The 26,332-nt window shown below is 46.7% G+C and carries 27 protein-coding genes, 1 tRNA gene and 1 other RNA gene; 8 read left to right on the top strand and 21 right to left on the bottom strand.

What is annotated here, in order from left to right; genetic code table 11:
* Positions 1–16 precede the first annotated feature (16 nt).
* The 3 genes from WOA13_RS10355 to WOA13_RS10345 form a co-directional block, all read right to left on the bottom strand.
* Entirely contained in the window at positions 17–229 is a 213-nt protein-coding gene (locus WOA13_RS10355; protein WP_342127829.1) for a DUF1059 domain-containing protein, read from the bottom strand.
* Positions 230–277: 48 nt separating this feature from the next.
* On the bottom strand, positions 278–1,009 hold the full coding sequence (locus WOA13_RS10350; protein WP_342127828.1) for a hypothetical protein: 732 nt from the start codon (positions 1,007–1,009) through the stop codon (positions 278–280).
* Between the two features lie 164 nt (positions 1,010–1,173).
* Positions 1,174–1,599, bottom strand: coding sequence for a peptidylprolyl isomerase (locus tag WOA13_RS10345; RefSeq protein ID WP_048206095.1), 426 nt, complete (start codon positions 1,597–1,599; stop codon positions 1,174–1,176).
* A gap of 270 nt (positions 1,600–1,869) precedes the next feature.
* Here WOA13_RS10345 and WOA13_RS10340 point away from each other — a divergent pair, with 270 nt between their 5' ends.
* Entirely contained in the window at positions 1,870–2,130 is a 261-nt protein-coding gene (locus tag WOA13_RS10340; protein ID WP_342127827.1) for a hypothetical protein, read from the top strand.
* A gap of 265 nt (positions 2,131–2,395) precedes the next feature.
* On the opposite strand, the gene thiC is transcribed toward WOA13_RS10340, so the two are convergent.
* The 10 genes from thiC to WOA13_RS10290 all read right to left on the bottom strand — a co-directional run bounded on the left by thiC (position 2,396) and on the right by WOA13_RS10290 (position 16,915).
* Positions 2,396–3,679, bottom strand: a complete 1,284-nt coding sequence (gene thiC, locus WOA13_RS10335) for a phosphomethylpyrimidine synthase ThiC (RefSeq protein ID WP_342127826.1) — start codon at positions 3,677–3,679, stop codon at positions 2,396–2,398.
* Positions 3,680–4,040: 361 nt separating this feature from the next.
* Positions 4,041–4,970, bottom strand: coding sequence for an S-layer glycoprotein N-glycosyltransferase AglJ (gene aglJ / locus WOA13_RS10330; protein ID WP_342127825.1), 930 nt, complete (start codon positions 4,968–4,970; stop codon positions 4,041–4,043).
* The gene (locus tag WOA13_RS10325; RefSeq protein ID WP_048206091.1) at positions 4,971–5,522 is read right to left on the bottom strand and encodes a TATA-box-binding protein; all 552 of its coding nucleotides are present in this window, start codon (positions 5,520–5,522) and stop codon (positions 4,971–4,973) included. It abuts the gene before it with no gap.
* A 103-nt stretch (positions 5,523–5,625) separates the two neighbouring features.
* Positions 5,626–6,729: an SMC-Scp complex subunit ScpB gene (scpB, locus tag WOA13_RS10320; RefSeq protein ID WP_342127824.1), complete on the bottom strand. Its 1,104-nt coding sequence runs from the start codon at positions 6,727–6,729 to the stop codon at positions 5,626–5,628.
* 20 nt (positions 6,730–6,749) lie between these two features.
* Positions 6,750–7,571, bottom strand: coding sequence for a ScpA family protein (locus WOA13_RS10315; protein WP_342127823.1), 822 nt, complete (start codon positions 7,569–7,571; stop codon positions 6,750–6,752).
* Entirely contained in the window at positions 7,568–11,092 is a 3,525-nt protein-coding gene (gene smc, locus WOA13_RS10310) for a chromosome segregation protein SMC (RefSeq protein ID WP_342127822.1), read from the bottom strand. Before smc ends, WOA13_RS10315 begins: the two co-directional genes overlap by 4 nt.
* A gap of 20 nt (positions 11,093–11,112) precedes the next feature.
* Positions 11,113–11,895 carry a magnesium transporter CorA family protein gene (locus WOA13_RS10305; protein WP_342127821.1) on the bottom strand — a complete coding sequence of 261 codons (783 nt, stop codon included), beginning with the start codon at positions 11,893–11,895 and terminating at the stop codon, positions 11,113–11,115.
* A gap of 111 nt (positions 11,896–12,006) precedes the next feature.
* A complete protein-coding gene (locus WOA13_RS10300) occupies positions 12,007–14,673 on the bottom strand; it encodes an AAA family ATPase (RefSeq protein WP_342127820.1) in 2,667 nt (888 codons plus the stop codon).
* On the bottom strand, positions 14,670–16,112 hold the full coding sequence (locus WOA13_RS10295) for an exonuclease SbcCD subunit D (RefSeq protein ID WP_342127819.1): 1,443 nt from the start codon (positions 16,110–16,112) through the stop codon (positions 14,670–14,672). The genes WOA13_RS10300 and WOA13_RS10295 overlap by 4 nt, the downstream gene beginning before the upstream one ends.
* A gap of 62 nt (positions 16,113–16,174) precedes the next feature.
* The gene (locus WOA13_RS10290) at positions 16,175–16,915 is read right to left on the bottom strand and encodes a SagB/ThcOx family dehydrogenase (RefSeq protein ID WP_342127818.1); all 741 of its coding nucleotides are present in this window, start codon (positions 16,913–16,915) and stop codon (positions 16,175–16,177) included.
* Positions 16,916–17,210: 295 nt separating this feature from the next.
* Between WOA13_RS10290 and WOA13_RS10285 the strand changes: the two genes are divergently transcribed.
* Together WOA13_RS10285 and WOA13_RS10280 are read left to right on the top strand one after the other, a co-directional pair.
* Positions 17,211–17,942 carry a glucose-6-phosphate isomerase family protein gene (locus tag WOA13_RS10285; RefSeq protein ID WP_342127817.1) on the top strand — a complete coding sequence of 244 codons (732 nt, stop codon included), beginning with the start codon at positions 17,211–17,213 and terminating at the stop codon, positions 17,940–17,942.
* A gap of 92 nt (positions 17,943–18,034) precedes the next feature.
* A complete protein-coding gene (locus WOA13_RS10280) occupies positions 18,035–18,793 on the top strand; it encodes a DUF128 domain-containing protein (protein WP_342127816.1) in 759 nt (252 codons plus the stop codon).
* On the opposite strand, the gene WOA13_RS10275 is transcribed toward WOA13_RS10280, so the two are convergent.
* Both WOA13_RS10275 and WOA13_RS10270 read right to left on the bottom strand, forming a co-directional pair.
* Positions 18,794–20,182 carry a RecJ family nuclease gene (locus tag WOA13_RS10275; RefSeq protein ID WP_342127815.1) on the bottom strand — a complete coding sequence of 463 codons (1,389 nt, stop codon included), beginning with the start codon at positions 20,180–20,182 and terminating at the stop codon, positions 18,794–18,796.
* 21 nt (positions 20,183–20,203) lie between these two features.
* Positions 20,204–20,704: a hypothetical protein gene (locus WOA13_RS10270; RefSeq protein WP_342127814.1), complete on the bottom strand. Its 501-nt coding sequence runs from the start codon at positions 20,702–20,704 to the stop codon at positions 20,204–20,206.
* Positions 20,705–20,807: 103 nt separating this feature from the next.
* Here WOA13_RS10270 and WOA13_RS10265 point away from each other — a divergent pair, with 103 nt between their 5' ends.
* Complete coding sequence (locus WOA13_RS10265) at positions 20,808–20,987, top strand: hypothetical protein (protein WP_048206081.1); 180 nt, start codon at positions 20,808–20,810, stop codon at positions 20,985–20,987.
* An 81-nt stretch (positions 20,988–21,068) separates the two neighbouring features.
* A complete protein-coding gene (locus WOA13_RS10260; RefSeq protein ID WP_342127813.1) occupies positions 21,069–21,488 on the top strand; it encodes a secondary thiamine-phosphate synthase enzyme YjbQ in 420 nt (139 codons plus the stop codon).
* Positions 21,489–21,597: 109 nt separating this feature from the next.
* Here WOA13_RS10260 and WOA13_RS10255 read toward each other — a convergent pair whose 3' ends face one another.
* Entirely contained in the window at positions 21,598–21,993 is a 396-nt protein-coding gene (locus WOA13_RS10255; protein WP_048206080.1) for a DUF1699 family protein, read from the bottom strand.
* Between the two features lie 261 nt (positions 21,994–22,254).
* Between WOA13_RS10255 and WOA13_RS10250 the strand changes: the two genes are divergently transcribed.
* Together WOA13_RS10250 and WOA13_RS10245 are read left to right on the top strand one after the other, a co-directional pair.
* Complete coding sequence (locus tag WOA13_RS10250) at positions 22,255–22,920, top strand: MBL fold metallo-hydrolase (protein WP_342127812.1); 666 nt, start codon at positions 22,255–22,257, stop codon at positions 22,918–22,920.
* Positions 22,921–22,955: 35 nt separating this feature from the next.
* Entirely contained in the window at positions 22,956–23,285 is a 330-nt protein-coding gene (locus tag WOA13_RS10245; RefSeq protein ID WP_342127811.1) for a ribonuclease P protein component 4, read from the top strand.
* Here WOA13_RS10245 and WOA13_RS10240 read toward each other — a convergent pair.
* From WOA13_RS10240 to ffs, 3 genes are all read right to left on the bottom strand, one after another.
* On the bottom strand, positions 23,282–23,527 hold the full coding sequence (locus tag WOA13_RS10240; RefSeq protein WP_342127810.1) for a hypothetical protein: 246 nt from the start codon (positions 23,525–23,527) through the stop codon (positions 23,282–23,284). The genes WOA13_RS10245 and WOA13_RS10240 overlap by 4 nt on opposite strands.
* A 68-nt stretch (positions 23,528–23,595) precedes the next feature.
* Positions 23,596–23,680, bottom strand: a tRNA-Ser gene (locus WOA13_RS10235).
* Positions 23,681–23,752: 72 nt separating this feature from the next.
* An RNA gene (ffs, locus tag WOA13_RS10230) (signal recognition particle sRNA) lies at positions 23,753–24,067 on the bottom strand.
* A gap of 177 nt (positions 24,068–24,244) precedes the next feature.
* On the opposite strand from ffs, the gene WOA13_RS10225 reads away from it, so the two are divergent.
* Positions 24,245–24,484 carry a MarR family transcriptional regulator gene (locus WOA13_RS10225; protein ID WP_342127809.1) on the top strand — a complete coding sequence of 80 codons (240 nt, stop codon included), beginning with the start codon at positions 24,245–24,247 and terminating at the stop codon, positions 24,482–24,484.
* Between the two features lie 73 nt (positions 24,485–24,557).
* Here WOA13_RS10225 and WOA13_RS10220 read toward each other — a convergent pair whose 3' ends face one another.
* On the bottom strand, positions 24,558–25,940 hold the full coding sequence (locus WOA13_RS10220; protein ID WP_342127808.1) for an ATPase domain-containing protein: 1,383 nt from the start codon (positions 25,938–25,940) through the stop codon (positions 24,558–24,560).
* 107 nt (positions 25,941–26,047) lie between these two features.
* Positions 26,048–26,332 carry an exodeoxyribonuclease VII small subunit gene (gene xseB, locus WOA13_RS10215; protein ID WP_342127807.1) on the bottom strand — a complete coding sequence of 95 codons (285 nt, stop codon included), beginning with the start codon at positions 26,330–26,332 and terminating at the stop codon, positions 26,048–26,050.

The raw sequence follows: 26,332 nt of genomic DNA, 5'->3' as shown, positions 1-26,332 counted from the left end.
AAAGCTTATGCGGGCTTTAAAGGGCTCCGCATCCACAACCTCTGCTTAGCAGTATCTCGATACGTGAGGCTATGTCTTCAATGTCCTCATCGGACATCTCTTTCTCAGGCAGGTGCTTTTCTATAATATGATCCATCATTTTCTGTTTAACGCCATCAGCTTCTACTGCAGATCCTGTTGCCATGAAGTCACAATTGAATCCCAGGTCCCTGCATTTTATTATCTTCACCTGCCTTCCTCCTCCTCTTTAAAATGATATCTGTTATTAAAGCAGGTCTTACAGCCTGCTTATTATGTTGAACAATGGTTCCAGTTGCTTCATGTTCTCTTTACAGGAAGCATCATCCCTGCATATCTGCTGGAGACGTTCACATCCGGACCTTACTTTTTTAATATCTGATCCATTGCAGGCCAGTATCTCTTCGGTAATGTCTGCAACTCTGGTGGATATGGTTCCATCCTGTGCCAGTTTTTTCATTTCCCCATCAAGAACCGGTTTGATAGCCTGTTCGAATATCGCCCCCCTCATTTCCGCTGGAACGTCCACTTGGGTGCTTTCAACACCAACCGCCTCATTTTCTTCCGGTTTGCTTTCTGTGATCTCCATGGCGGACATCTTTGCGAACAGGTGAGAGAGTATTGTCTTCTGTGCTGTCAGGTACTTGGAGAATTCGAACTGCATTTTACAGCTGTTTGCAAGCTTTGGTTTGTGGTCAAGAGTAACATACGGCAGGGCATTCTCATATGCTGCTGTGAACTCCTCAACTTTTTCAGGGTAATATTCCTGCAGCATCTCCAGGACGCAGGCATACCATTTCAGGTATTTCCTCTCCATTATCTCATGTATTTCCAGTCCCTCTCCGGTAAGCTCTGCTATCCTGTACTTGCCTTCACTTTCGTCTTCATTTTTTATGAATTCGACATAAGGATACATTTTTGGCGCGAGCTCTTCGATCCAGTTGAGGACAATTCCTGCAACCCTGATCTTGTTGAGTGTTTTTTGATCCATGTTACATCACAGACTTTATTATTAAAAGTAGGATGAGGGTAAGGGCCAATAGCAGGGCTAGCTTTTTCATGATCGGGTACACGTACCCGCATGCTGCAAACAGCCCCGTTATTGCTCCCATGTTTCCCTCTGTTGTTCATAAAGATGGGAAATGGAGTATGGTCTTACTCCTCTTCCACTTTCAATTTTGTCATTACGTCGTCTTCTTTGATCTTGTTGACGACATCCATGCCCTCGATGACCTTTCCGAAAACGGTGTGTACTCCGTCAAGGTGAGGTTGTGGGGAATGTGTGATGAAGAATTGACTTCCACCGGTGTTCTTTCCTGCATGCGCCATGGAAAGTGCACCTTTTGTGTGCTTTCTTGGATTTATTTCGCACTTGATGGTGTATCCGGGTCCACCGGTTCCATTTCCTTTAGGGCATCCTCCCTGGATGACAAAGTTTGGTATTACCCTGTGGAAGGTAAGGCCATTGTAAAATCCCTGTTTAATGAGCTTCTCGAAGTTTGCAACTGTCTTTGGCGCATCCTTTTCGAAAAGTTCCAGAACGATCTTACCTTTGTTTGTCTCAATAATTGCTTTTTTCATTAATGTGTCTCCCAACGGGATTATGGCTAATTTGAATTTAAGGGTTTCTGTCAGGCCTGGAAAATACGGATGAAGTGGGTCAATAATCGATAGCTTTATATGATTGCCCCGGGAATTATCTAATAGTGCTTTCAGATATTGGGGTCAGCACCTTTGTGCTGTTTTTAGGAAAGCAGATTCTCAAAAAAGTTAAACCCGATGTCGTATTCGAAATGATTTTACCAAAATCATTTTATACGTTCAGGTTTTGTTAAAATGGGTGTTACTAAAATGATTAATTCAATTCTTGAAATGATTAAAAACGTGCCTGAGGGGCACGAGCTGTCAGGTTATATCTATTTGCTTGACGGTGCATCATCATCTATCATATGGTATGATAACATCACTAATTGTCGTGAAGTGGAAGAGGATAAGATCACCTGGCTGATCTTCGATTATATGAACCCTGACTATGGGAAGTCCATTCTCCTTGTCCAGAAAGCCAACGTTTCAAAGGTCGACCTTTCATACGTAACCAAGACCCCTTACTGAACCTGCCTTCAGGCAATCGCTTCAGTTCGGTTTTAGCACCATTCTGGTATGGAATGGTGACTCGCTTATTTTGTTCTATGCTTTATTGAAGTCCTTTCAATAGCACAGCTTTTGTTTGTCTCACTTTTTGTCGTGATCCTGTTAACAAATATTTTTAGGACAGCTGAAGCTGTGAAGTAACTATGAAACTGTTACCCGTTAAAAATGAAAGTAATGGGGAAAACAAAAAGAAGTAAAAAAAGAAGTTAAAGTAATGCCAGTGGCATTACTTTGCAAGATCGTAGCTCTGGTTAACGATCTTAAGAGCGCAGAAGTCACCGCACATTGTGCATGCGTCTTCATCAGCTGATGATCTTTCTGTCCTGATCTTTCTTGCGAGTTCTGGATCGAGTGAATACTCGAATACCTTCTCCCAGTCAAGGTCTCTGCGTGCTCTGCCCATTGCAAGGTCTTCGTCTCTCTTTCCGAGTTTGACCATGTCACCGACGTGTGCTGCTATCCTGGATGTCTTGACACCCTCAACAACATCTTCAAGGTTTGGAAGTGCAAGGTGTTCTGCAGGGGTTACGTAGCAGAGGAAGTCACAGCCGTTTGCTGCGGATGTTGCTGCACCGATTGCGGTAACGATGTGGTCGCGACCTGCACCGATATCTGTGACGAGTGGACCGAGCATGTAGAATGGCTTGCGACCGCTCATTGACTTCATGAGCTTGACGTTCATCTCTACTTCATCGAGTGGTACGTGACCTGGACCTTCGACGATTACCTGAAGACCGTATTCGTCGTGTGCTTTCTGTGCGCACTCGGAGTTGATGATGAGCTCCTGGATCTGTGCCCTGTCGGTAGCATCGTGGATTGCACCTGCGCGCATTCCGTTACCTGTGGAGAGGACAACTTCGTGCTCCTTGAGGATCTCACAAAGGTAGTCGAAGTCAGAGTAAAGTGGGTTTTCCTTCTCATTGTGGAGCATCCATGTTGTCATGAAAGCACCGCCACGGGAACAGAGACCACCGTAACGACCGTGTGCTTTGAGCCTGTCGAGAACGATGTTGTTGATACCTGTGTGGATAGCCATGAAGTTTGTACCGAGCTTTGCCTGTTCTTCTGTTGCATTCCAGAGGTCATCTTCTGTCATGTGGATGATTGAACCGTCTCTCTTTGCAGCAGTGATGAATGCCTGGTATAAAGGAACTGATCCAACAGAAAGTGAGATTGAGTCACAGACAGCTTTTCTGATGCCGAGGAAATCTCCACCGGTTCCAAGCTCCATGAGTGTGTCTGCACCAGCAGCTTCTGCAGCCTGTGCCTTTTTAACTTCCATGTCAAGGTCGACGATATCTGAGGAAGCACCGATTGATGCGTTGACCTTTGTTACAAGACCTTCACCGATACCACAGAGCTTTACATCCCTGTATGGGGAAGTTGGGATTACGATCCTACCTGCAGCAATTCCACGCCTGATGAATTCAGGTTCTAAACCTTCCTTCTGGGCGACAACTTTCATTTCTTCTGTAATTTGGCCAGCTTTGGCGTCTTCTACGATTGTCATGATTATTACCTCGTTATAAGTTGGTTAAAAAAAGGAGGTATTTTATTTAAGTATTGTCAAAAAATCAACTTTAGAGCAGGTAAAGTAAAGTTGCATATTTTCAGAGGCGACATAATGATTAAAGAGTTTACATGGATTGACATCAATTATTCTGGTGACATAATCAACATCATGTGCATGTTTATTTCCAAAATATTACAATGTATGAGGGGAATGTTCGGACATCCCTCCATATAACGCCCATTTATTTGTTAAAAAATCAAGAAAAGTTTACTTGTATTTATAAATTAGACTGTTCTTGTAGTGAAGTCATAATGGTCCTTATCATGGATCAATAAAAAAAGTTGTTACGAAAAAAGGGTTAACGTTCATTGTTCTTACGCATCATGCGCATGGTTTCCCTGTGCAGTGATACTACAAGATCGCTAAGCATGCCGAAAATGAACATCTGGATCCCCGTCATTATTAACAAGGCGGTCAGTATTGTCATTGGTATGCGGGTAACTCCGCTTAACCACTCATTGACCACATAAACGCCGACCACAATGCCTGATAGTGTCAGTAGTGAGCCGAATATCCCGAAATAGAACATCGGGTTGTGAAGCCTTGCCATCCGGAAAATGGTCTTCCCTATCTTGAAACCGTCCCTCATAGGGTTGAGCTTGGTATCTGCCGATGAATGCCTTGCAACGTATGTGATAGGCACCACTTCGACCTTCATCTCGTGCTTCACGCTTTCAACGGTGATCTCTGTCTCGATCTCAAACCCCATCTCATTAAGGTTGAGTCCCTTGATCGATCTTTTGTTGAAACCGCGGTATCCTGTAAGGATATCCTCCAGCCAGACACCGTATGCCAGGCCGAAGAGCTTGTTAAGCACTTTGTTACCTGTAAGGTTCAGTTTAGTGAACGCTTCAGGCTCGAAATTCGCAAACCTGTTTCCGATGGTCTGGTCAGCATGACCTTCAATAAGTGGATTAAGGACAGTATAGATGTCACTTGCGAGGTATGTCCCGTCACCGTCGATCATGACGGTGTAGGGGTCCTCTATAAGCTGGAATGCTTCCTGGACTGCCTGGCCCTTGCCTTTTCCTTCCTGGACCACGACCCTTGCTCCGCTTTCCTCAGCAAGCTGGCGGGTGCGATCGCGACTATGGCCATCAATGACGAGGATGTTCTCAAAACCTTCCGCCTGGAAATCCTCGATAAGCTGTTTTATGGTTGCTTCCTCATTCAGTGTCGGGATGAGGATGCAAACATCGTTTTTGTCCAGGGGGACCTGAATTTCCATTTACAAAAGTCCCATGTTGTCAAGCTGCTGCCTTACGACCTCGACACCTTCCTCGCAGTTCTCCGGTGACTTTCCACCTGTGACCACAAGTTTTCCGGAGCTGAAGATAAGTACGACAACCTTTGGTTCATCGATCCTGTAAACAAGTCCCGGGAACTGCTCCGGCTCGTATTCGATGTTCTCAAGACCAAGTCCGATAGCGATCGCATTGAGGTTGAGCACAGCTTTAAGGTCAGCTGAAGCTACAATGTTCTGTACGGTGATCTCCGGTTCAGCAATGGTCTCGATACCAATTCCATTGAGCTTCTTTGCCATGTCGCCGATAACGGTGTGTACGTCCTCAACGTTCTTTGCACCTGTACAAACCACTTTTCCTGATGTGAACACAAGGAATGCGGCCTTTGGATCGGAAACGCGATATACAAGTCCCGGGAACTTTTGCTTGTTATATTCTGCGCCTTCGAATTCCGCTTCTATCTTTGTAAGGTCGAATTCTTCAGCAAGTTTGGTGGACGCAACCACGTTTTCTATCTTGATGTTATATTCCGTCATGATCTTTGACTCTCGGTATTTAAGGATGGCTATATTTAGCAATACAGTATATATACTTATACCCTTCTATTTATATATCTATTTAAATGGCCTTTAAAAACACTCATTTTTCAAGATTTTTGAGGCCATCGATGATAGCATCGTATTTTTTGCATACCCTGTCCACAAGATCGCCCTCGACCTTTGAGTGTGTGGGTACAAGGATATCGGCCCCCTCTGATATGTCCACCCCTTCACTGGATGTTCCATAGTCCGGCGCGACTATGCAACCTTCGGCGGAGACTCCCAGCCTCAGGTCACTGACTATACGTGCGATCATATCAGTAGCAGGTTTTACCTTCCTGCTGATGACCAGTGCCTTTGATACATATCTGTCCCTGAGATCCTCGATAAGCTCGATGCTCTCCTTTGCCCTGTCAGGATCGGCAACGCCTTCGAGTGCATTGATGGCATCAATAATATCCCCGAATGTGGTGGAGCTGACCTCAATTATCTCCCCGTCATAATACCTGCTGACCTTCTCCTCGTAACCTTTTGAGATGACCATCTTGAAGACGTCTGCAAGGCTCTCCAGTTCTTCTTCGGTGGGATCGTAGGCATTGATGATCCTGTAATCCTTGATGCCGCAAAGGTCGGCAAGTGAACTGTACATGGGAGTTAGTCCTACGAACTTCCTTCCAAGCCACCTGTCAAGGCCTTCGCTTCCTCCCTGCTGTCGGGAAAGCTCGACTATCTTCTTTTTAATGGATTCGGGGTCGTTGGATGTAAGTCCGAAATAATCTGCAAAAAGGGATGTTGTCTGGAGCAGTTTTGTCCTGCCGTGAGGTACTGCTTCGATCAGTCCTCTTTCTTTAAGTTCCCGTATGTGGTCGTATGCGGAATTCCCTCTCATGTCCACAAGCTCTGCCTGGACCACAGGCTGGTGATAGGCTATCATGGAAAGGGTTCGGAGGATCGGGGATCTCAGTTCCTTTGGAGCTACCGGGCTCACAAGATCGGTATATTCGGCTTTGACCTGCATTACATAGCGGGCGCCAAGGTCAATGATCTCCATCCCTGTCTCTCTTGTGGAATATTCTTCCATAAGTTCCTGGACTACAGGCTTGACGGTCTTTGCCGTCTTATTGACGACCTTTGCAAGTGTCTGGGCGTCAACAGCCCCGCCTGCCGCAAAAAGAACGGCTTCAATGATCTCCTTATCTTTCATATCCTTCCTCTTTGAAAATATCATTCGGTCTCGCAGACCGGGTGAACATACAGCTCACCAAAAAGCTCTTCCTGTGATAGCCATACCCTTTTTTCAGATGCAAGGAACAGAAGCGAGATGTATGTCATCACTTTTTCAGAGCGACTGTTGGAGTTTTCGATCAGGTCCGAGAACATTACCTCTTCCCTGTCCTGGAACAGCTCCTCAAGGTATTCGTAAAGTTTGTCAACCCTTCCCCTGATGTCTTCCTCGTGCGCTATGCCCAGTACATCATCAGTTGTTGCCCTGTCCATGACCTCGATGCGGTGGCGTATCCTCCTGTCCTTCCTGCGGGTCTCGACCTTTTCTGCCTTTTTAAGTTCGGTAATAAGCTCCTGAAGGGTCACAGGCCGGGTCGCAGTACGTCGGATCGGGAGTTTCGGAACAGGATATTCCTCCACCTCGTAGAAGTCCATTTCATCGTCAAGGAAATCGTCATCCTCTTCTTCCTCTTCCTGAACGATACCTGTGGACTTCATCCTGAGAAGGATGGCTGCGTACAAAAGTGTCCTGCCGGATATCCTCAGGTCCATCATCTTCATATCTTCGATATATGCAAGGAACTTGTCAGTAGCCTGCACTATATCGATATCCCATGGATTGATGTCCCCGTTCTTTGCAAGATTGACAAAGATCTCCACAGGCTCGCAGAGCACGTCATCCGAGAACTCTACCAGTGACTCATCTACGCCGAGGCTGCGGAGTGTCTCCAGGAACTCCGGGTCAACAGAGTTGCCGGGTTTACTTGTAATTGCCTGAATGTTGCTTTCGCTTTCCTCTATCACTTCAGAAAGGTCACTCACCGTAATTTCACACCCGTGATGTTTGTGATATTGTTCTCCTGCATTGTGACACCAATGGTACGCTCAGCTGCTTCTATCATTGGTTTACGCAGGGATACTACAATGAACTGTGCCTTTGTACCGGCTTTTTTCACGCGCTGGGCGACCCTGTCCGCATTTGAACCGTCAAGGAACATATCGATCTCATCAAATGCATAGAAAGGTGCCGGGCGGAATTGCTGGATGGCAAAGACGAAGGCCAGGGCAGTGAGACTCTTTTCTCCTCCGGACATGGCTTCAAGGCGCTGGAGTGTTTTCTCCTTTGGCTGTGCCCTGAGTGTAAGTCCGCCATTGAACGGATCCTCGAAATCATCAAGTACAAGCTCCCCGGTACCATCGGACAGCTCGTTGAATATCTCCTTGAACGGCTCGTTGATGCCGTTGAAGGTTTCCATGAACGCATCCTTTTTCAGTGTTTCATACTGGTCGATGCGGTCCAGGATCTGCTCCCTCTCATTGAACAGGATCGCCCTTCTGGTCTTAAGGTCCACGACCCTTGCGTCCACTTCGTCGTATTCGTCAATGGCCCTCATGTTCACAGGTTCAAGCTTTTCCATTGCCTTTTCTATGGATGCTATCCTTGTGCTGACCGTTTCATAGTTCGGCACATCCTCTACTTCTTCGATACCGCGCCTTTCCAGCTCTTCCTTGAGCTCCTCTGTCTGGTCGGCAAGGGCCTTTTGTGTGGCTTCCAGTGCCATCATGGACTTGTCAGCATCGTCAAGTCTTGATCTGGTGGCCATAAGGTCCTTTTCTGCAGCGTTGTATTCCGTCTGCTTGAGGGCACGCTTTTGCTGCATTTCCCTGAGCTCTTCGGCAAGTTCCTGCTCACGCTGCTCCTTGTTCCTGAGCGTCACTTCCAGCTCGGTTATCTTTGCCTTGAACCCGTCCACACGTTCGCGGTGGGTGGACCTCTTCTCCTCCATCTCCTTGATGAGCTGGCGACTGTCCTCGATCTTAGTGGATGCATATTCGCGGTCAAGGTTCAGGGCATTGATATCAGCTTCAATGTCACGGATACGTCCGTCAAGCCTGCGCATTTCCTCGTCGATGCGCTCAGCCTGCTTGTTGAGTTCAGGGATCTCTGATTCGGAAAGCTTCTCCTCAATGGAAGTGATCTTCTCCTCAAGTTCTCCTGTCCTCTCTTCCTTTTCGTTCTTCTGTGAAACGACCTCTTCCATTTCCTCACGGAGCTTTGTGCGCTGCTCCTCAATCTCTGCCAGTTCGATGTTCTTTGTCTCGATAAGCTGGCTGAGGCGCTCTGACCTGCTTCCGATCTCCTCGAAGATCATTTCCTTCTTTGAGATCTCCTTCTCCAGTTCGTGGATCTCGCGGTTGATATCGGCAATATGTCCTTCCACAGCGTCCAGTTTCTTGATGGCGGTATTACGCCTTGATTCGAATTCAGTGATATTCTCGGCGATCTTTATGAGCTTGTCCTTCTCGGAGGCTGCAAATGAGAGCCCGGTCTTCCTTTGCATGGATCCGCCGGTCATTGCACCGCTCTTTTCGATCACCTCTCCCTCAAGTGTGACCATACGGAGGCCGCCAATGAGGCGGCGTGCGTTCTCAAGAGTATCAACAATAAGTGTATCCCTGAAGACATACCAGTATGCGGCCTCGAACTTTGGATCAAAGTCGATCAGGTCAATGGCATATCCGATGACTCCTTTGCGGTCAGAAAGGTCCTTGTAGGGTCTTCTTGCCTCCATCTTGTTAAGCGGCAGGAAGGTTGCACGCCCTCCTCGCTGTTGTTTCAGGAACTGTATCCCGCGTGAAGCGTCCTGGTCGGTCTCCACAACGATAGCCTGCATACGTCCGCCTGCTGCCACGCCAAGGGCAGTGGAATACTTCTGGTCCACACTTCCCAGTTCGGCGATAGTTCCATAGATGCCGGGAAGGCCATGGTGCTTCTTCTCGGCGATGATCATGTCAACTGCTTTTGAATAATTGCTGGTGTCCTCTGCCGCACGGACACGTGCTTCCAGCATTGCGTAATCCTGTTGCTGTTTCCTGAGTGTGGTCTCAAGGTCAGTTACCACTGTCTTGATCTGGAAACGGTTGCTTTCAAGGTCATCGAGGTCCTTTGTCAGGGAGTTTATCTGCTCTGTATTTTTCTCGATCTCATACTGTGCGGACTTCGTATCGCTGTCAGAGGATTGTGCCTTTGCCTTTGCATCATCGATCTCGTTCTCGATATCCCTAACCTCTGCCGATCTTCTCCTAAGGGAGTCCAGCAGGCGGTCCTCCTGTCGCATCAGTTCGCTCTTGTCGTTCCTGACTGTTTCCAGCTCGTTCTTGAACGATGTAAGCTCATCCCTGGTCTGGGCAAACTTCTCATCCACATCCGCTATCCTGCTTTGCAGGATCATCCTCTCGGTCTTTCTTTCTGATATCTCGGAAAAGATGCTGTCCTTGCGGAGGGATTCCTCTGAGAGCTTCTCGTCGATCTCATTGACCCTGTTCTTCGTCTGCTCGATATCGAGGAACGCCTTCTTACGCCTGGAATCAATATCCTCGATCTCGTTGTCCGCAAGTTCAATGCTGTTGACACATCTTGAGACCTCTCCCTTTATCTCTTCGATGTCCTTCTTGATCTGTATCTGCTCGTTCTCTCCCATTCTCTGGATCTCGGACGTAAGGTCTTTGAGTTCATCCTCAAGTCCCTCAAGTTTTTCCTGCTTCAGGTCAAGGTCCTGTTTCAGCTTCTCACGGATCTCGTCCTTGGCGACGATATCCTGGCTGACGTTCTCAAGCTCAACTCTCGCGTCCTTGAGCTTTGCAAGCAGTACGAAGCCCTCAAACTTCATCTTCTCCTGCTTGAGGCCCTGGTATTTCACAGCCTGGTCGCGCTCCACCTTGAGCTTCTCCAGCTGCTTCTCAACTTCTTCTATAAGTATGTCAGCCCTTTCGATACGCTCCCTTACGATCTCCAGCTCGTTCAGGGCCCTGTCTCTCTTATTATCGAATTCAGCAACACCGGCAATCTCATCGATGATCTTGCGGCGCTCTCCTGCTGTCATGGTAATGATTCGTGTAACGTCACCCTGCATAACAACGTTATAGCCTTCAGGGGTCACACGCGCCTTTGCAAGATGGTTATGGACATCCGTCAGGCTGACCGCCTTTCCGTTAAAATAGAAATAGCTGTAGTAACCACTCTCTGTTTCCCTGATCTTCCTGCTGATGACAACCTCGTCCTCGTCCACAGGCATCTCGCGGTCGGTGTTATCGAACCTTATCGTGACCTGTGCAAAATCAGGCTTCTTTGCCTTATCACCGTTGTAGATGAGGTCTGTCAGCTTTTCTGCCCTGAGGGTACGTGAGCTGGAAAGTCCCAGCACAAAAAGTATCCCGTCGATGATATTTGATTTCCCGCTACCGTTAGGTCCTGATATGGTGGTAAAATCATCAAAGAATGGTATTTTGACTTTTTTCCCAAAAGACTTGAAGTTTACAAATTCGATCTCTTTGATGTACACTTGATTCCTCTTTCATCGACTTAAAGGGGTTTTCTGCGGGTCGTCGTGACCACCGTATCTTCATCATCCCGGTCTTCCACGGTCTCATACTCTGTTTCTGAGAGGGTGCGTGATGGTGTTCCTTCTTCCGCAACGATATACTCACATTCGTCTTCAGGGGATGTCGAATGGCTCCTGTTGCCGGGAACATCCCCGCCATCTGCCACGATATATTCTGTAGGGATATTTGCTGTTGTTTCCTGTACAGGTTCCCTGGAACCTATATCCCTTATCTCCATATTGACCTCATTCGGATCTACCAGTTTGCTCCACTGTGATCCGGAAGATGTTCCTGGTGCCGCAGTTTTCATTTCCGATATTGCAGGTTCTGTGAATTTCTTCTCCGGTATTGCAGCCGTCTCCGGTCTTTTATTGCCGAAAAGGGTATCGGCAAGTTTTCCTTTGTTAGCCGGTGTACTGCCTTCTGTGGCTTTTGGTGCCGGTGGCTTGAAGGGGTCCTGAGTTGCTGTTACTTTGAATGGTTCAGGTGCTTGTTTCGAAGATCCCGTGCCCAGGTTCCTGAGCTGGGATTTCTGGTCAAGCAGTTCGTCCATGATGCCACTCATGTTGCTTGCAAGTTCCTGTACCTTCTGTTCGATCTTGACAAGACGATTATTGATGTCGAGATCGTTCTTCAGGTCCTCGCGAAGCTCCTTCATGATGGAATCATGCAGCTTGTTGCTGATCGTTTCTATTTCGTCTTCTTTCTCAGCCAGTTTTCGCTCAAGCCTTTCTATAACAAAGTCCCTGTTCTCGGAGCCCATGCAATACCTCACAAACCTCTCTATCCCTTAATAATCTCAAACCCTTAGCCTGTCCAATAATAATGATAAAAACTATAATATATCTTATGGTCGCAATTTCCCTCCAGATGCTCATTTTGCAGCGATGGACGAACTATTTGTGATTGGGTCCTTCTCCACCACGAACACATGGTCTGCAGAATCGATCAGTGACTCGTCATGAGATACGATCAGGATCTGGCCTACACCGATGTCCCTCATCATATCAATGAGCTTTATCAACTGGTGGACATGTCCCCTGTCAAGGAAAACAGTAGGCTCGTCCAGTATCAGCGGAGGAAGCTCCACACTGCCGGTGGTCCCGGGTGAATGGGACAGCAGGCGATAGATGGCACACCTTAATACAAGATTGAAGATCGCTCTCTCGCCTCCGCTCAGCAGTTTTGGCTCCAGGGGCGTACCGTCTTTCTCATAGATCGTGAGATTGTAGTCCTGGTCGAGGCTGATGTGCGAATATGCATTGTTGGTGTACATGAACGAGAAGATCTCATTGAGCAGCCTGTCCAGTGCATCAATGTTCTTTGCGCGCAGTTCGGCACGGAGGCGGATATACATGGTCTCAAGCTCTTCAGCATCCCTGTAAACGGCTTCCAGGAACTCCTTCTTATTGGAAAGCATCCTGTGCTTCTCCTTTAGTTCATTAAGCCTTCTGATCTCTCCCTCAATGAGCCCGACCTGTTTATGAAGCTCATTTTTCCTCAGGTTCAGCTCCTCAAGCCTGGAAATAATCCCTCTGTGAGCACTTTCGTATTGTACCTTATCGCTCTCCAGCCCTGTAATATCAACATCTCCGAGTTCCTTCTCAAGGGCTTCAAGACGTTTCTTTCTCTCCTTGATCTGCTCTTCAAAAAGATTTACCTTCTCAAGTCCGTTGCTGATCCCGTCCTGTGACCGTTGGATGTCGTTCTGCATCTTTCCGATCTCAAGATAGTTCCTCCGTATCCTTCTTGCAACGTCGAGCCTGCCCTTTATCACCTTATAGGAACCGGTTGCATCGTTCTCATCTTCTTTCAGGGCAACAATGTCCTCTTTGATCTTCCCGATGACCTTTCCTACCTCGCCGATCTGTTCTTTGAGGGCGTTTTCCTTTCCTTTCTCTTCTTTGATATCCCGCAGGTTCTCTTCGATCAGCTTCTCATTGCTGGCGATTTCCTTTGTTTTGATCTGTATCTGTTGCCCTTTCTCTGCAATTATTTTTGCTATATCCTTCGCGTTCCTTACACGTTCTGTTTTTGTTTCAAGTTCGGCCTGTTCGGAACGGATGCTCTGTAGCTCAGCCAGCAGGCTTGCCTTTTGCTCCTCATCCTCTGTTGTTTCTTCACAGATCTTCGAGCCTTTAAGGTCCTGCCCGCAGGTGGGGCACAATCCTTTGTCGAGTAGCTCTTTGGCTTTCTTTATCCTTTTATCAAGTTCTGCAAGGGTAGCAGCCTTTTCCCTTTCCTTTCCGTGGAGCTGCTTTTGCTTCATACCCAGGAGTTCGGCAATATCCTCTATGTTCTCAAGTTTATCAGCAGGGAACCCTATCTTTGAAGCTTCCTCTGTTCTTTCCCTGCTCGCATCTTCCAGTCCTTTGATGCTGTTTTTGAGTCTTTCGATCTCCTCTGTGATGCTTTTGGCCTTAGCTTCCCTGTTCTGTATTGAAACTTCCGTTCTTTTCAATTGCTCGTTAAGGTTGAGCAGGAATTCGTTCTGGGACCTCTCATTACCCTGTGCGAGCTCTCTCTTTTTGATAATAGTGCTTACTGCATCCCGGGCAGCTGACTCTTCTTTTTCCAGGGATGTGACATATGTCTCAATCTCAGTGTCATTTGGGACCTTTATCTGTGCAAAAAGGTCTGTGTTCACACTCTGGAGCTTCTGTACTTCCTGCCTGCCGGAGTTCACGATCCCTCTCGCCTTTTCAATATCATTGTATGTGGCAGTGATCTTTGACTTGAAGTCACGTACTTCCGTATCAATGGTCTTTTTTTGCTCTAGTGTTCCCGTATATTTGTTTATTTTCTCTTCGATCGACGAGACGATCTCCTTTGCACGCTCTTTTTTATCTTCAAGTTCAGAGATCTCATTCCCGACCCCGTTCATCTCCGTTCTGACCGTATTGAGCATCTGGTACGGGTTCGAGCCTTCTATCTGTTCAATATCCGCAACGTTGTCCTTTAGACGTGCATCTGTTTCCCTCTGATGTCGTCCAACCCCTTTTCTTGCACTGCCTGCCCGCTCCCTGTATTCTTCCAGCTTACCTATCTGGAGCAGGTCATCGATCATGCGCTGCCTGTCCTTTGTCTTTGCGTTGATCAGGACATCTATCTCTCCCTGGCGGATGTAAACGCAGTTCTTGTAGGCTTCTTCATCCATCTTCATAAGTGCCTTAACGGCCTCATAGGTCTGGCTTGCCTGGTCCACCATGATCTTATCGTCCACCATGAAGACCGACTTGTTATTGGATGCACTCCCGGTTTTCGGGTTTACCCTGTATCCCTGCTCGATGTTGTATTCATGGCCACTGCTCTCAAAGTCAACGATGATGGATGCCTTTGTTGCACCCTTGCGTATAAGGTCGGAGAGCACGAATTCCTTTGAAAGTGTGCGGCTTCCGAAAAGTCCTGTAAAGCAGGCTTCCAGGAGGCTGGACTTACCGCTTCCGTTAACTCCGGATACCACTGTTACACCGTCGTCGAACCGGATGTCGAGGTCCTCGTAGCTCCTGATATTCTCAACCCGCAGTCTTTTCAGTTTCACAGGTAGTCCCCCAGGTTGTATTGTTTTGGTTTCGGGGTTTCCACATTCTTTTTCTCCGGAGCACCTGTTTCAGGAGGTCTGGATATTTCCCGATCTTCAGTTTCCACAGGTATTGTTCCTTTCCGGGTTGGAATATCCTCCTGAGGTTCACTTCTTCCAGTGTCTCTGTCTGTGCTATATTCATCAGCAGATTCTGCGATATGTGGCTCGTCCGTGGAATCTCTTTTTTCCTCTTCACCGGCAGCATCTGCATTTTCATCCCGAATATTTCCCTCATTGTCCTTTTTGACCATGTATGACTCGGGATTCATGAAATCGACGTCGTTGAGCAGTTCCCCTATTCGCGTTTCAGCCTCAAGGTCGACCTTTGTCTTCGGGACTGCCGGATCTCTCACAATCTCATCGATCATGATGCCGCCACTTGTCAGTGTCATTTTCGTAATCTCTCTTTTGACCGCTTCATCAGGATCTGAGAATGAGACTTCCAGTGGCTTTTCTTCCTTTACCTCTCCTCCGTGTCTCATGTCCCTTATTCGGGTGACAAGGGCATTTCTTCCTGCGAGGAACTCCTCGATCTCATTGTAGGATATGGTAACTTCCGGGTTACCGGAGATGTCAACGAAAACAACCCTGTCAGCAACATCGTGTTCCTTGATGGTATTGATGATCAGCTCATAGGCTCCTTCCCTGTCCCTGAGCTCCACCGGTATAAAGAGGAAATCCCGGGTGGAGATGTTCCTTTTGCCGATATCGATCCCGTTATCATTTATCGTAACAATGTTGTATGTGCGGACGTCGCGTTCGGCTGCACTATTTCGCTCTGTGCTACCACAATAGGTGACCCAGGTCTGGTCTACTCTTGTTTTCTCGTTCTTATGATAATCTCCCAGCAGGATGGCATGAACATCGAAGGGCAGTTCCCTGATGACCTCCTCGCATTTCCACTCCCCGAATGGGAAAGGTGACATCAGCTGGTGCATCACGAGTATATTGTATTGCCCTGAGCTTTCCCCTGTGAACTTCGAATAATCAAAAAGCGGTATCTTCGATCTGGGGACGTTGTCTATCCCGTAGATGGCAACATCTTCGATCCTGTAAGGTTTGTTTCCGAGCCGGGTGGCAATTCCCATGCTCTCGAACAGGTCGAGCCATTGAGTGTGCTGCTTGCTCTCATGGTTTCCAACTATCGACAGGAACGGGATGTTTTGTAATTTTAATTTTGAGAGTATGTTGATGGTGTCAAGGATATCCTCAAGTGTCGGGTTCCTTGAATCAAAAAGGTCGCCTGCATGGACGATTGCATCCATGTTCATCTCAATTGCATCATCAATAACGCTGGAAAAGGCATCGATGAAGTCCTGCCTGCGAACCTCGCTATGGTACTGGCGGTATCCGATATGCGTATCAGCAGTATGCAGTATTCTGATATCCCTCTCCATGTCCTTCTGTATAGTCCCTCATTCACTTTTAAGCTTGTTGTTTTGGGAATGTGCGGAAGTGCTCAAAGTAATTGTTTTCCAAGTGTTGCAACATAGATCGTGAACTCTTCTTTACCATCAATCCCGAGAATATCGTTCATTTCATCATCCATGAATGCAGCTATAGCACACACACCGCAATCTATGGACAGTGCACTCAGGTAAAGGTTCTGGCACACATGGCCTGCATCCAGGTGCAGGTATCTGTAACCTCTCTGGCCATACCTGTAGGTCATTCGGTATGCAAGAGCTGTCCAGATGAATGTGACTGCATTTTCTTTAACGAATTCCTGGTCAAGGCAGGCTGCTGTGATACTTCTCCCTATGTCGCTATCTATTTTTATTGCTAGCAACTTATGCTCAATCGGAAGGAATCTGTATACTCCCTTTTCCAGACCTTCAACATTATTTGCAAGAATATAAGTTTCAAGGGCATGTCTGGCTCCAGCGGATGGTACTGTCCTGAAAGTAGCGGCATTGTGGATGACCTTTTTAACTCCCTGTGTGCACCAGAGTAGGTACGATAGCTCTTCAATGGATAAAGGCTCTCTGGAATATTTACGAATACTGGAACGTTTTTCGATCGCCTCTTTCAGACTGACGTCATTGACATTGGTCTGGGCTGGATCAGGTAGGTCGATCAAAATATTTTCTTCATCATATCCTTTTTCCAGTGGAGGGTAAGGGTATCCTAGTGATTGGTCTGATCTGCCAAGACATTGAAATCTTGTATTTTCCATGAACTCTCTGCCTGTTTCTTCCATTTGACCACTCCATATGAATTCCGTGTATCCTTATCTATGTCGTTCCTGTCTGAAAAGTTTTTATGGATGGTGAGGTATGAAGCTCTCTAACTGCTTTTTGTATTCTGATGTTCTTTCAGCAGATCCTTTCAACTCAATTGCTGAAAATATGTATGATATGTAGCATCTATTTTAATTATATGAGTTAGATTTAATACTTAGTAGACTTATTGTAGGGTTGTACGTCTACAATTGCCATTAATGGTTTTACCGGTGGGGTCCGGTCTGACGTCCATTTTAAGAGAGGGTATTAAATATGGTTTATAATATTGAATTTGGGGGAGTAGAGAGGGAACCTGACATAAGAATGCTTCATGATATGAAAGAGGTCGTCTATGATCGGGACTGGTTCGATTCTGTGGATGACTTTGAACTGTATTACATGTTCAGGCATCTTTCCACATCTGAGGCTGAACTTAAGACCATTAACAAACAGCACCTGCGCTATGACATCACTGTCATACCTCCCGGGATGCTTGGCTGTGAGTTCATCAAAACTGCGGGACACTACCATCCGAATGTGCCGGGACAGGATCTATCCTATCCGGAGGTTTACCAGGTACTTGAAGGGGAGGCGACCTACCTTTTGCAGAAACATGTGGGTGATGACGTCGTTGATGTTGTCGTGATCAAGGCAAAGGCAGGAGATATTGCGCTTATTCCTCCGGATTACGGGCATGTGACCATCAATGCATCCGATGAACAACTGAAGATGGCCAACTGGGTATGTTGTGATTTCCAATCCAGCTATGCACCGTTCAGGGACATGGAGGGGGGAGCTTATTACCTGCTTGATGGCGGTTTTATTAAGAACCACCGCTATGAGGATCTTCCTGAGCTCAGGTACATAACACCACTGGATATTCCGGAATTCGGGCTTGAATGTGGAAGGGATATGTATGAGCTCGTTAATGATTCCGAAAAGTTGCGTTTCCTGAAAGAGCCTCAGGAATTTGTGGGTGTGTTCGAGAGTATTCTCACCATCTGATATCGGTGCATAAAAATTTATAGAAGTGCCTTTCACACACAAAACTATAATAAGGGAATTTCCTTATTTTATGGAAATGATAAGGTGCTCCTATGATCAAAGAACCACATCCTGTTCAGTTCACTTCTTCGCGCATTGAAGACCTCATGTTCAGGACCACATTCGATCCTGTTGCTATGGAGGGTGAGGTTATAGTCAATCTTTCTCTGATCAGGGAGGAAGACCTTGACCCCGTTCTGGAAATATACTCACTGGCCATGAGAAGCGGATTGTCTGTCAGTCCATTCCTCAGGATCGTCGAAGGCGGGGATACTATCGGTGATTTCAGGGTAGCAAAGGGCGACGTTGGTCTGGCAACGGTTTGCAGCATTACCATTGACGGTGTCCTGCTAAAAGGCGGTGTGATGATCAACCCCAAACTTGGTGGGGTTGTCCAGATCAAGAACGGCCATCCGGTGAGGTTCACGGACGTTGTGACCTATGTAAGTACAACCATTGACCCTCTCGAGGTCCTGATGTCTCAGGATATCACTTCTGTTACACAGATGCTTAGGACAGGTTCAGGCAAGGTCCTTGCCAACCTTCGTGAAGCGCCACTGATCGCAAGGGATGATATCGACCACATCCTTTCGGACATGCTGGATGCAGGCATCAGCGGCATAATGGAAGTGGGAGAGCCCAATTCCCGTGTGCTTGATGTCCCGGTGGAGAGAGATCACCTGGGCGTTGTTGTCATTGGTGGTACCAACCCCATGGCAATGGCAAAAGAGCAGGGGTTTGAGGTGCGCACAAGTGCAATGTCAACGTTGATAGATATCAATGCGATGAAACATGTTGATGATTTCATCTGATCATTTTTTCCGCAATTGCTCTCCTAGAACAGAATCCAGCTTTTGAAGGAACTTTTCTTTTGCGTCGAATGGGATAGTGGCACCTGCTGCAATATCATGGCCTCCTCCTGCGCCACCGACCTCTGCAGTAGTGACTGCCATGGCCTCGGAGAGGTTAAGCCCTTTCCTGATAAGGTCCTGTGTGCCGCGCGCCGAGACCTTTACCCCGTCCTTTGCATCTGCAAAGGCTATTATCGGGAGGGACCTGTTCCCAACTACCGATGTGCTCATTCCTGCAATGATCCCGACAATGGTTTCCATTATACTTGAGCCCGCATCGAAGTACTGAAGGTTCTTCATCTCGGTTATACCGTTCTCCTTGACGAACATGAGCCCGTTAACAAGGTTCTGCCGGTGCTCACTTAACAATTGGCGGGCTGACTCGTAAGCTTCACCACGATCTCCCATACAGACTGCCAGTCCGATGTCGGCGTGGCCGTAGCGTGCTGTGGCGTTGAGCAGGGTGGAATATTCCGATGCATCCCTCATTTCCGTGCCTTCTTTTTCGTTCACGAGGATGTAGACCTCTCCGATAAGTCTCTCGATCTTATAAGGCGGCAGGCCTGAGCGCAGGGAATACTGTATCAGTGCCGAGACGATCTTTTGCTTGTCATTCTGCTCAAGGTCTATCCATCTCCTCCAGCGCTCGTCCCTGCTGAAGCGTATTCCCAGGTCATGGAGGAATCCTATGCATGCATCCTCATTTCCGGTAAGTCCGGGAAGGTATGGGTCGGATGCGAACTGGAGAAGCTTGAAGACGGGGCGTGTCTGTTTCCCAAAGAGCATTATGTCCTTCTCGTAATGCAGGTTGCCTTCCTTTGCACCTTCTTCGAGAATGTAGCGGTTGATACCTGTGAGGTGTCCCTTTTTCAAATGCTGGAGGTCACCTATGGCCCCGACGATGGCAAGATCGGCAAGGTCCCGGTTGTCTCCCAGGGCATTTGCAAGCATATAGGTCATTCCGGAGCCGCTGAGCTCGTATGAACCATTGAATCCGAAAAGGTGGGGGTTCAGGTGGTGTTCCAGCTCTCCCCGGGGCTGGTGGTGGTCTGATATCACTGAGTTGATCCCATGTGAGTTCAGGGATTCTATCATTCCGCTACCCAGGTCCGTGAAGATGGCAAGCTCCGGGTTCTCGTTGGCGATGTTCTCTATCTCTATCTCGTCAAGCTGCTTGACAAAATGTATGGTGTGCTCGATCCCTGCCCTCTCAAGGGCTTTGCCGATTATCCCTGCTGATGTGAGGCCGTCAGCATCTATGTGGGATACAACATATACAGATTCGTATTTCTGTATTTCAGATGCACAGTTCAAAGCTTTTGATCTTATTTGCTGTATTTTTTCGATCATTTGTGAACTCCGTCAAAATCATTATTCTATTATCCTTGCTCCGCCTCTCCATTTTACAGGTTCGATAAGGTAATGGCCACCTTTGCGTTCGATGAGCGGATATGTCTGTATCTCCTCTATCGTGTATTTGCGGGATGTTTCGTCATGGAACCTGTTGTAGAGTTCATCCCATGGGATGATGTGGGCCTTTCTTGCGCAACCTGTGCCCATTCTCAGTTCGACTGCCAGGAATCCGGTCCTGCCGGACCTTCTCAGGAAATCGGATATGCGGTCTATCTGGTGTGCCCCGTTCTTGTCCACTGTGAAATGCTGGGTGAAATAAAGGGCATTGGCACCCTTTTCAACTGATATGCTCTTACATTCTATTCCGATATAGTAATCCGGGTTCAGGGAATCTACCAGGACGTCCAGGAATTGTGGTGTGAATCGGTGCTGTTTGAGTCGATGTGCTATCCCCCTGACGTTGTTCTCTTCAAAAAAAGTATTGAATGAGTGTACAAGTTCCCTTTCGAAATCTGTCATATCATAACCTATTACGTCTTTTCATTTAGATACTATTGTCATCTTTAAAATGTTGTTCTCTCAGCCGGTACATTGATGTATCACTGATGTAATTTAAGATATCATGGAAAAGAAAACAATGGAGATCGTTCTGGGCATAAGTTCTGTGCTCATGTTCATTGTACTGCTCATACTGGTACATCGCACCGGGATCGAACCGCAGGGCTATGGTTTTACAGGGGCACTTGTGCTATTCGTACTGGCTGTCTCATTTGCCGGCATCCAGATAACACGTATGGACTAAACATTAACTAATCCACTCACCTATTCACCCATTAATCTAAAAAGGTGCCTCGGGTAAGTTATCATTTAAGTGATGGTTATCATGTCGGTTCACACCGGATACCTGGAATACGAAACAAAAGGCGATTCACATATCATCGATGTAACTGACGATGTTATGGGTGTGGTGAATGAGTCCGACATTGAAAATGGGATTGTTGCCGTTTTTGCTGCAGGTTCCACTGTTGCAGTGACGACCCTTGAATATGAACCCGGGCTTATCCATGACCTGCAGCATGCACTTGAACGCGTTGCACCCCGGGATATTGAATATAAGCACAACGAACGATGGCATGATGGGAATGGCCATTCACATGTACGTGCGTCCCTCCTGGGTCAGAGTGAATCTTTCCCGTTGATCGATGGCAGGCTACTTCTTGGTACCTGGCAGCAGATCATTTTTATCGATCTGGATAACAGGGCACGTTCCCGTAAACTGGTCGTTCAGGTCGTTGGGGACTAAACCGGATAAAAAAGGTAGGAGTGTATTAAAAAAAGTGTGGTGAGGCTGTCTTTTGCCAGCCAGCCTCTTTCGTTTTTCAGCTTTTTCTCGTTTTTCAAGTTTAGCAGTATTACTGTTTCATAAGGAAATCGATGAAATCAGGACTGAGTCTTGTTTCCCTGACCATTTTCTCATTGATCTCGTCTTCAGAGAGTCCCTCGTTCCTGTAATCCTTTATGCGGTCGTAGACGCTCTGTGAAACTTCAGAGTATTCGTTGATGTCTTTTCTGTGGCCCCATACATCGCCTTCGAGAAGGTCGATTCCCTGCATCTCAAGGTACATCTTTGCAGACTTTGATATTGTCTTCTTGTATGAGCTTGGGATGTGAAGTGCTTTAACACTGGGACATTTTACAACTAATGAGAAGATGTCTGTGTTTGATGGTCTGAATGCAAGGTGCACTATCTCTTCGTTTTCGCTTAGAGACTGGATCTCCTCTTTTGAACTTACAACTCTGATCTTCATTTTTGTCACTTCCTTTTTTAGAGTATGTAAATATTCTAAAACCCATTTTCAAATATATTTACACACAACTCCTTGTTGTATATACAATACCCCTTTCTATATAAAGATTATCTAGCATCTCTATAAAAAATTACGCGGTTACCTCATCTGGTGTATAATTCCTATAAAAGAATTCGGCAGTTTTAAAACACATCGGGTTGTTCTCATATTCAGGCTAGGATAAAATCGCACAGATGCGATGGAATTTAAGGAGATTATGTTATGAGAAGTACACAGGTTGGTAATGTCCTCATAGAGTGGCTTGGTCATGCCGGATTTTTATTGAAAGGGCAGGGGAAGGTTGTATTCATAGACCCTTATGTGCTACCCGATGGTCTGGGTTATAATGGTGATGCGGACATTATTCTGCTGACGCATGAGCATTTTGATCATTGCAACCCTGAATCCATAAGGACGGTTCGAGGGGGCACTACTACGACCCTCCTCCCTGAGAATGTGAGCTTACAGTTCAAGGGAGATGCCAGGAGGGTCCTCGAAGGCGATCTGCTTACCGGTGACCTTTCGATAAAAGGTGTCAATATTGAGGTGGTACCTGCGTATAATCTTGACAGGCCGAACCATCCCCGCGGGGAGGGCGTGGGCTATATTGTGGAGCTTGATGGCATAAGGATATATCATGCAGGGGATACGGATCTCATTCCTGAGATGAAGGATCTGAAAGCTGATGTTGTACTTCTTCCTATAAGTGAGCCCTATACTATGAATGAAGAAGAAGCAGCCGATGCTGCTGTGCTTATTTGTCCTAAGATCGCAATACCAATGCATTATGGTTGCGTGGAGGGTACTGAAGCTGACCCGCAAAGGTTTAAGGAGCTTGTGAACGAAAAGGCCCCTGATATAGAAGTGATCATTCTGCAGGATTGTTAAGTAGAGTGATTTGTAATACTCATAGGTATTCTTGTATGGCACGAAAAAAAAAGAACCAAAAGAACCTGATAAAGGATATTGCGATCCAGAGGATCGAGTACCTTTTCAGGCTTGCAGAGGAGAACTATGGCTCCAGTCCGCAAAGGAGTGATCGCTATGTAGCTCTGGCAAGACGTATCGGAATGCGATATCGTGTAAGGCTTCCTTCTTACCTGAAGCGCAGGATCTGCAAGGATTGCCACTCTTTTCTTGTCCCCGGCAGCAGTTCCAGGATAAGGCTTCATGGCAGGTACATGACGATAACCTGCCTTAAATGCGGGAAAGAAATGCGCTACCCGTACAAATCCGAAAATAAAACAGCTTAATTTCCTGTAACAAGGTTCAGGAGCTTCACAATAAGGTATGCTGCAAGAAGCATTCCAAGACCCATGATCGCAAAGATCAGGAGGTTCCTGATCACAACATCTTTTTCAGATCCTGCCCTGATGCCGAAAGCTCCGCATGTTCCGCCTGAACAGCCACCACATGCACTGGGTGCCTTCTCGGCGAATTCACTTTCTGCTGGCATTTCACTGAGTACGGTGATCATTGGTTTTGTTTTTGGCATGATAATCGCCTGCAACGGTTATATTCTCATTATATGTTCCAATATGGGGATAATGATGTATAAAAAAGCGACGAGAGGGGGATTCGAACCCCCGAGGCGCAAAGCACCACAGGATTAGCAATCCTGCGCCATACCGGGCTTGGCTATCTCGTCATCGGGTTAGCATGTCCTTGCCATGCGTTCTCCTAAAAGGCAATAGCAATATTTAATGCTTTTCGTTTAAAGTGACGGGCACGCCGTGAGTTGCTGTCCATCACACAACCAAATGATCTGTGACCTCGCCTCCACCCCGCAGCCCTACAAGCGACAAGTGTCCATGGTAGGTCTGCTCCCTTCCGGGCCTCGACTGGTTCCCACGATGAAGATAAGAGGGCCAATTCTCCAATTAGTCCTTCTACCAACACCATCCAAGCAGGACGGGGCTTCGCAGTTGAGATCACAGGTTTGGAAATGATCAGAACAACTTCTTTTGGCTTCGTCTCCCGCATATCGGCGATTTCGGGTTACAGGTAACGCCGGCCTACCCAGACTAGCCCGTCAAGGCATACATATGCATTACAGGTAATAAAAGTATTCCTCTTTGAGGGGATTGGTAGGCTGGATACGGGTCACATTGTTCTCAACTACGTCACTACGATCACAAAATATTGCATAGTGGCAAGGGCGGGTGAGTAAATGACTATATAATGTAACGCCGTATACTGTTATGGTGATATCATGGATGAATTAATGGGATTTGTGACCGGTAACAAGAACCGGCAGAAACTACTGGCTCTTCTTGGATCCAAAGGGGAGATGGATGCAGCACGCATTGCAAAGAACATGCACGTGGTAAAACCATCCGTTGACAGGATAATTGCCGAGCTTGTTGAAAAAGAACTGCTGAGTGAAAATGGCGGAGTATACGGCCTCACAGATCTTGGAATGAGCATTGAGCGTTCAATTCACGCGATCTGATGTGGATCATATACCTGATCTGACAGAAAGCTATTCAGCTCTCTTACTTTTTTTAAAATTATTATTTCATTCTTTAACGGATTACATCGCAGTTAATATCGATTCCTTCATCCGTTATTGCATATTCACGCATGTTCAGTGCATGTTTTGATCCTTTGCACTTGAGTATCCTGATATACCTCTTGACCTCATTTGAGTATACGACCTGCCTGACCGTTACCAGAGTGTCCATAATAAAAGAGGCATCCTTGCTCATGATCCTGTCATTGTCCTCGGCGTTCAGCTCTGTTGTAATGACAGATGTGACACCTCTTGCTTTGAGGTAGGATGTAAGTCTCTGGAGGTATCCGCGAAGCTTGATCACATCTGGGAATGTTATCTCGAGATTAATGAGTCCGTCCACAACAAGCCTCGTTGCTTCCATGCTTTCCACAAGTTCTTTTATCCTTGTGGCATGCTCGTCCGGATGAATGTCCTCCGGGTTGGAATGGATGAATTTAAGCGAACCGGAGTCAACATACTGCTGCAGATCGCATCCCAGTTTTGCTGCTTCCAGGATGATCTGCTGTGGAAGTTCGTTATATGTGACAATTATGCCCTTTTCCCCGTTCTTTAGTCCTTCTACCAGGAACTGCCATCCGAATATGCTCTTCCCGGTTCCGGGTTCACCTGCAATAAGCACACTATTGCCTGCGAGCATTCCTCCGTGGAGCATAAGGTCAAAGTTCTCAATTCCGGACTTGATCCTGGTCTCTGTAATGCCATCGGTGTTCTCAACGATAAGTCGTGGGTATGCTGCAAATCCTTCCGAGCTGACATCATAACTGTACTCACGGGCTGTACACATTGCCCTGCTTTCAGGCTCGATGCCAAGCATCTTCAAAACTTTAAGTTTGTGGGCAGTATGGTATCCTGTGTTCTCTTTTGATAGGTATATGATGCCGTCTGTAAGATGGCTGGCGACATTTCCATGTATCTGGTCTTCAAGAAGTTCTCCTGTGAGCATGACAAAGGCATTTGATTCCTTGAGCATGGAATCCAGTGTGTAGAAGAAGCGCCTTCTCTCCTGCTCGACAAAACCAAAACCAATAGGTGTTATCGGATCAATGACCAGACGGTCGGGATTTTCTGTTGCGATCACATTACCAATGTCTATCAGTGTGCTCAATGGATCCTTCTCAGCTGCCGGCCTGCTTATAGGGTAGATCTGTACATTCTCATCAAGGAACGGGTATATGGAATGCAGTCTCTCTGCTTTCCCTGCAGTCTCTGTTGTGAGAGGGATGTATAGTGTCTTTTCTCCATTTTTTGCAGCATTAGATAGCATCTGGAGGGACATTGTGGTCTTGCCAACACCTGCTGTACCTGCGATCAGTATCGTCGAAGGCTTCCTGAAACCTCCAAGGATCTCGTCAAGACCATCGACACAGCATGACAAATTTTGAACTTCTGACATTGTAATTTTCCATATGGACAAAGGGTTACTTATAATTTCTTGATTTTATGTAAGGTAGGTCTATAAAAAGAATATCCTGCTTTTACCTCTACCTTTTCATTTTCCTGTCATTCCATTTCACTGAAAGGCTCTGTTGTAAGTTTCCCGTTCCTTTCGATAAGTTGCTCGATCTTCTTTTCAGAATCCTCTATCTTCCGGTTGCAGAGAAGTGCCAGCTTCATTCCTTTCTCGAAGGTCCCTATGCTGTCATCCAGTGTCAGTTGTCCTCTTTCAAGATGCTCGACAATGGTCTCAAGCTCCTCAAGAGCTTCTTCAAATGTAAGTTCCTCAATATTATTTTCACAGGTCTCTTCATTATTGTCCGTCTTACCCATATGCTCACCTTTTCCCAT

This window comes from Methanococcoides sp. LMO-2, assembly GCF_038432375.1.
Classification (GTDB): Archaea; Halobacteriota; Methanosarcinia; order Methanosarcinales; family Methanosarcinaceae; genus Methanococcoides; species Methanococcoides cohabitans.
The sequence above is the reverse complement of the archived record's forward strand: the minus strand, read 5'-3'. Positions and strand labels throughout refer to the sequence as shown.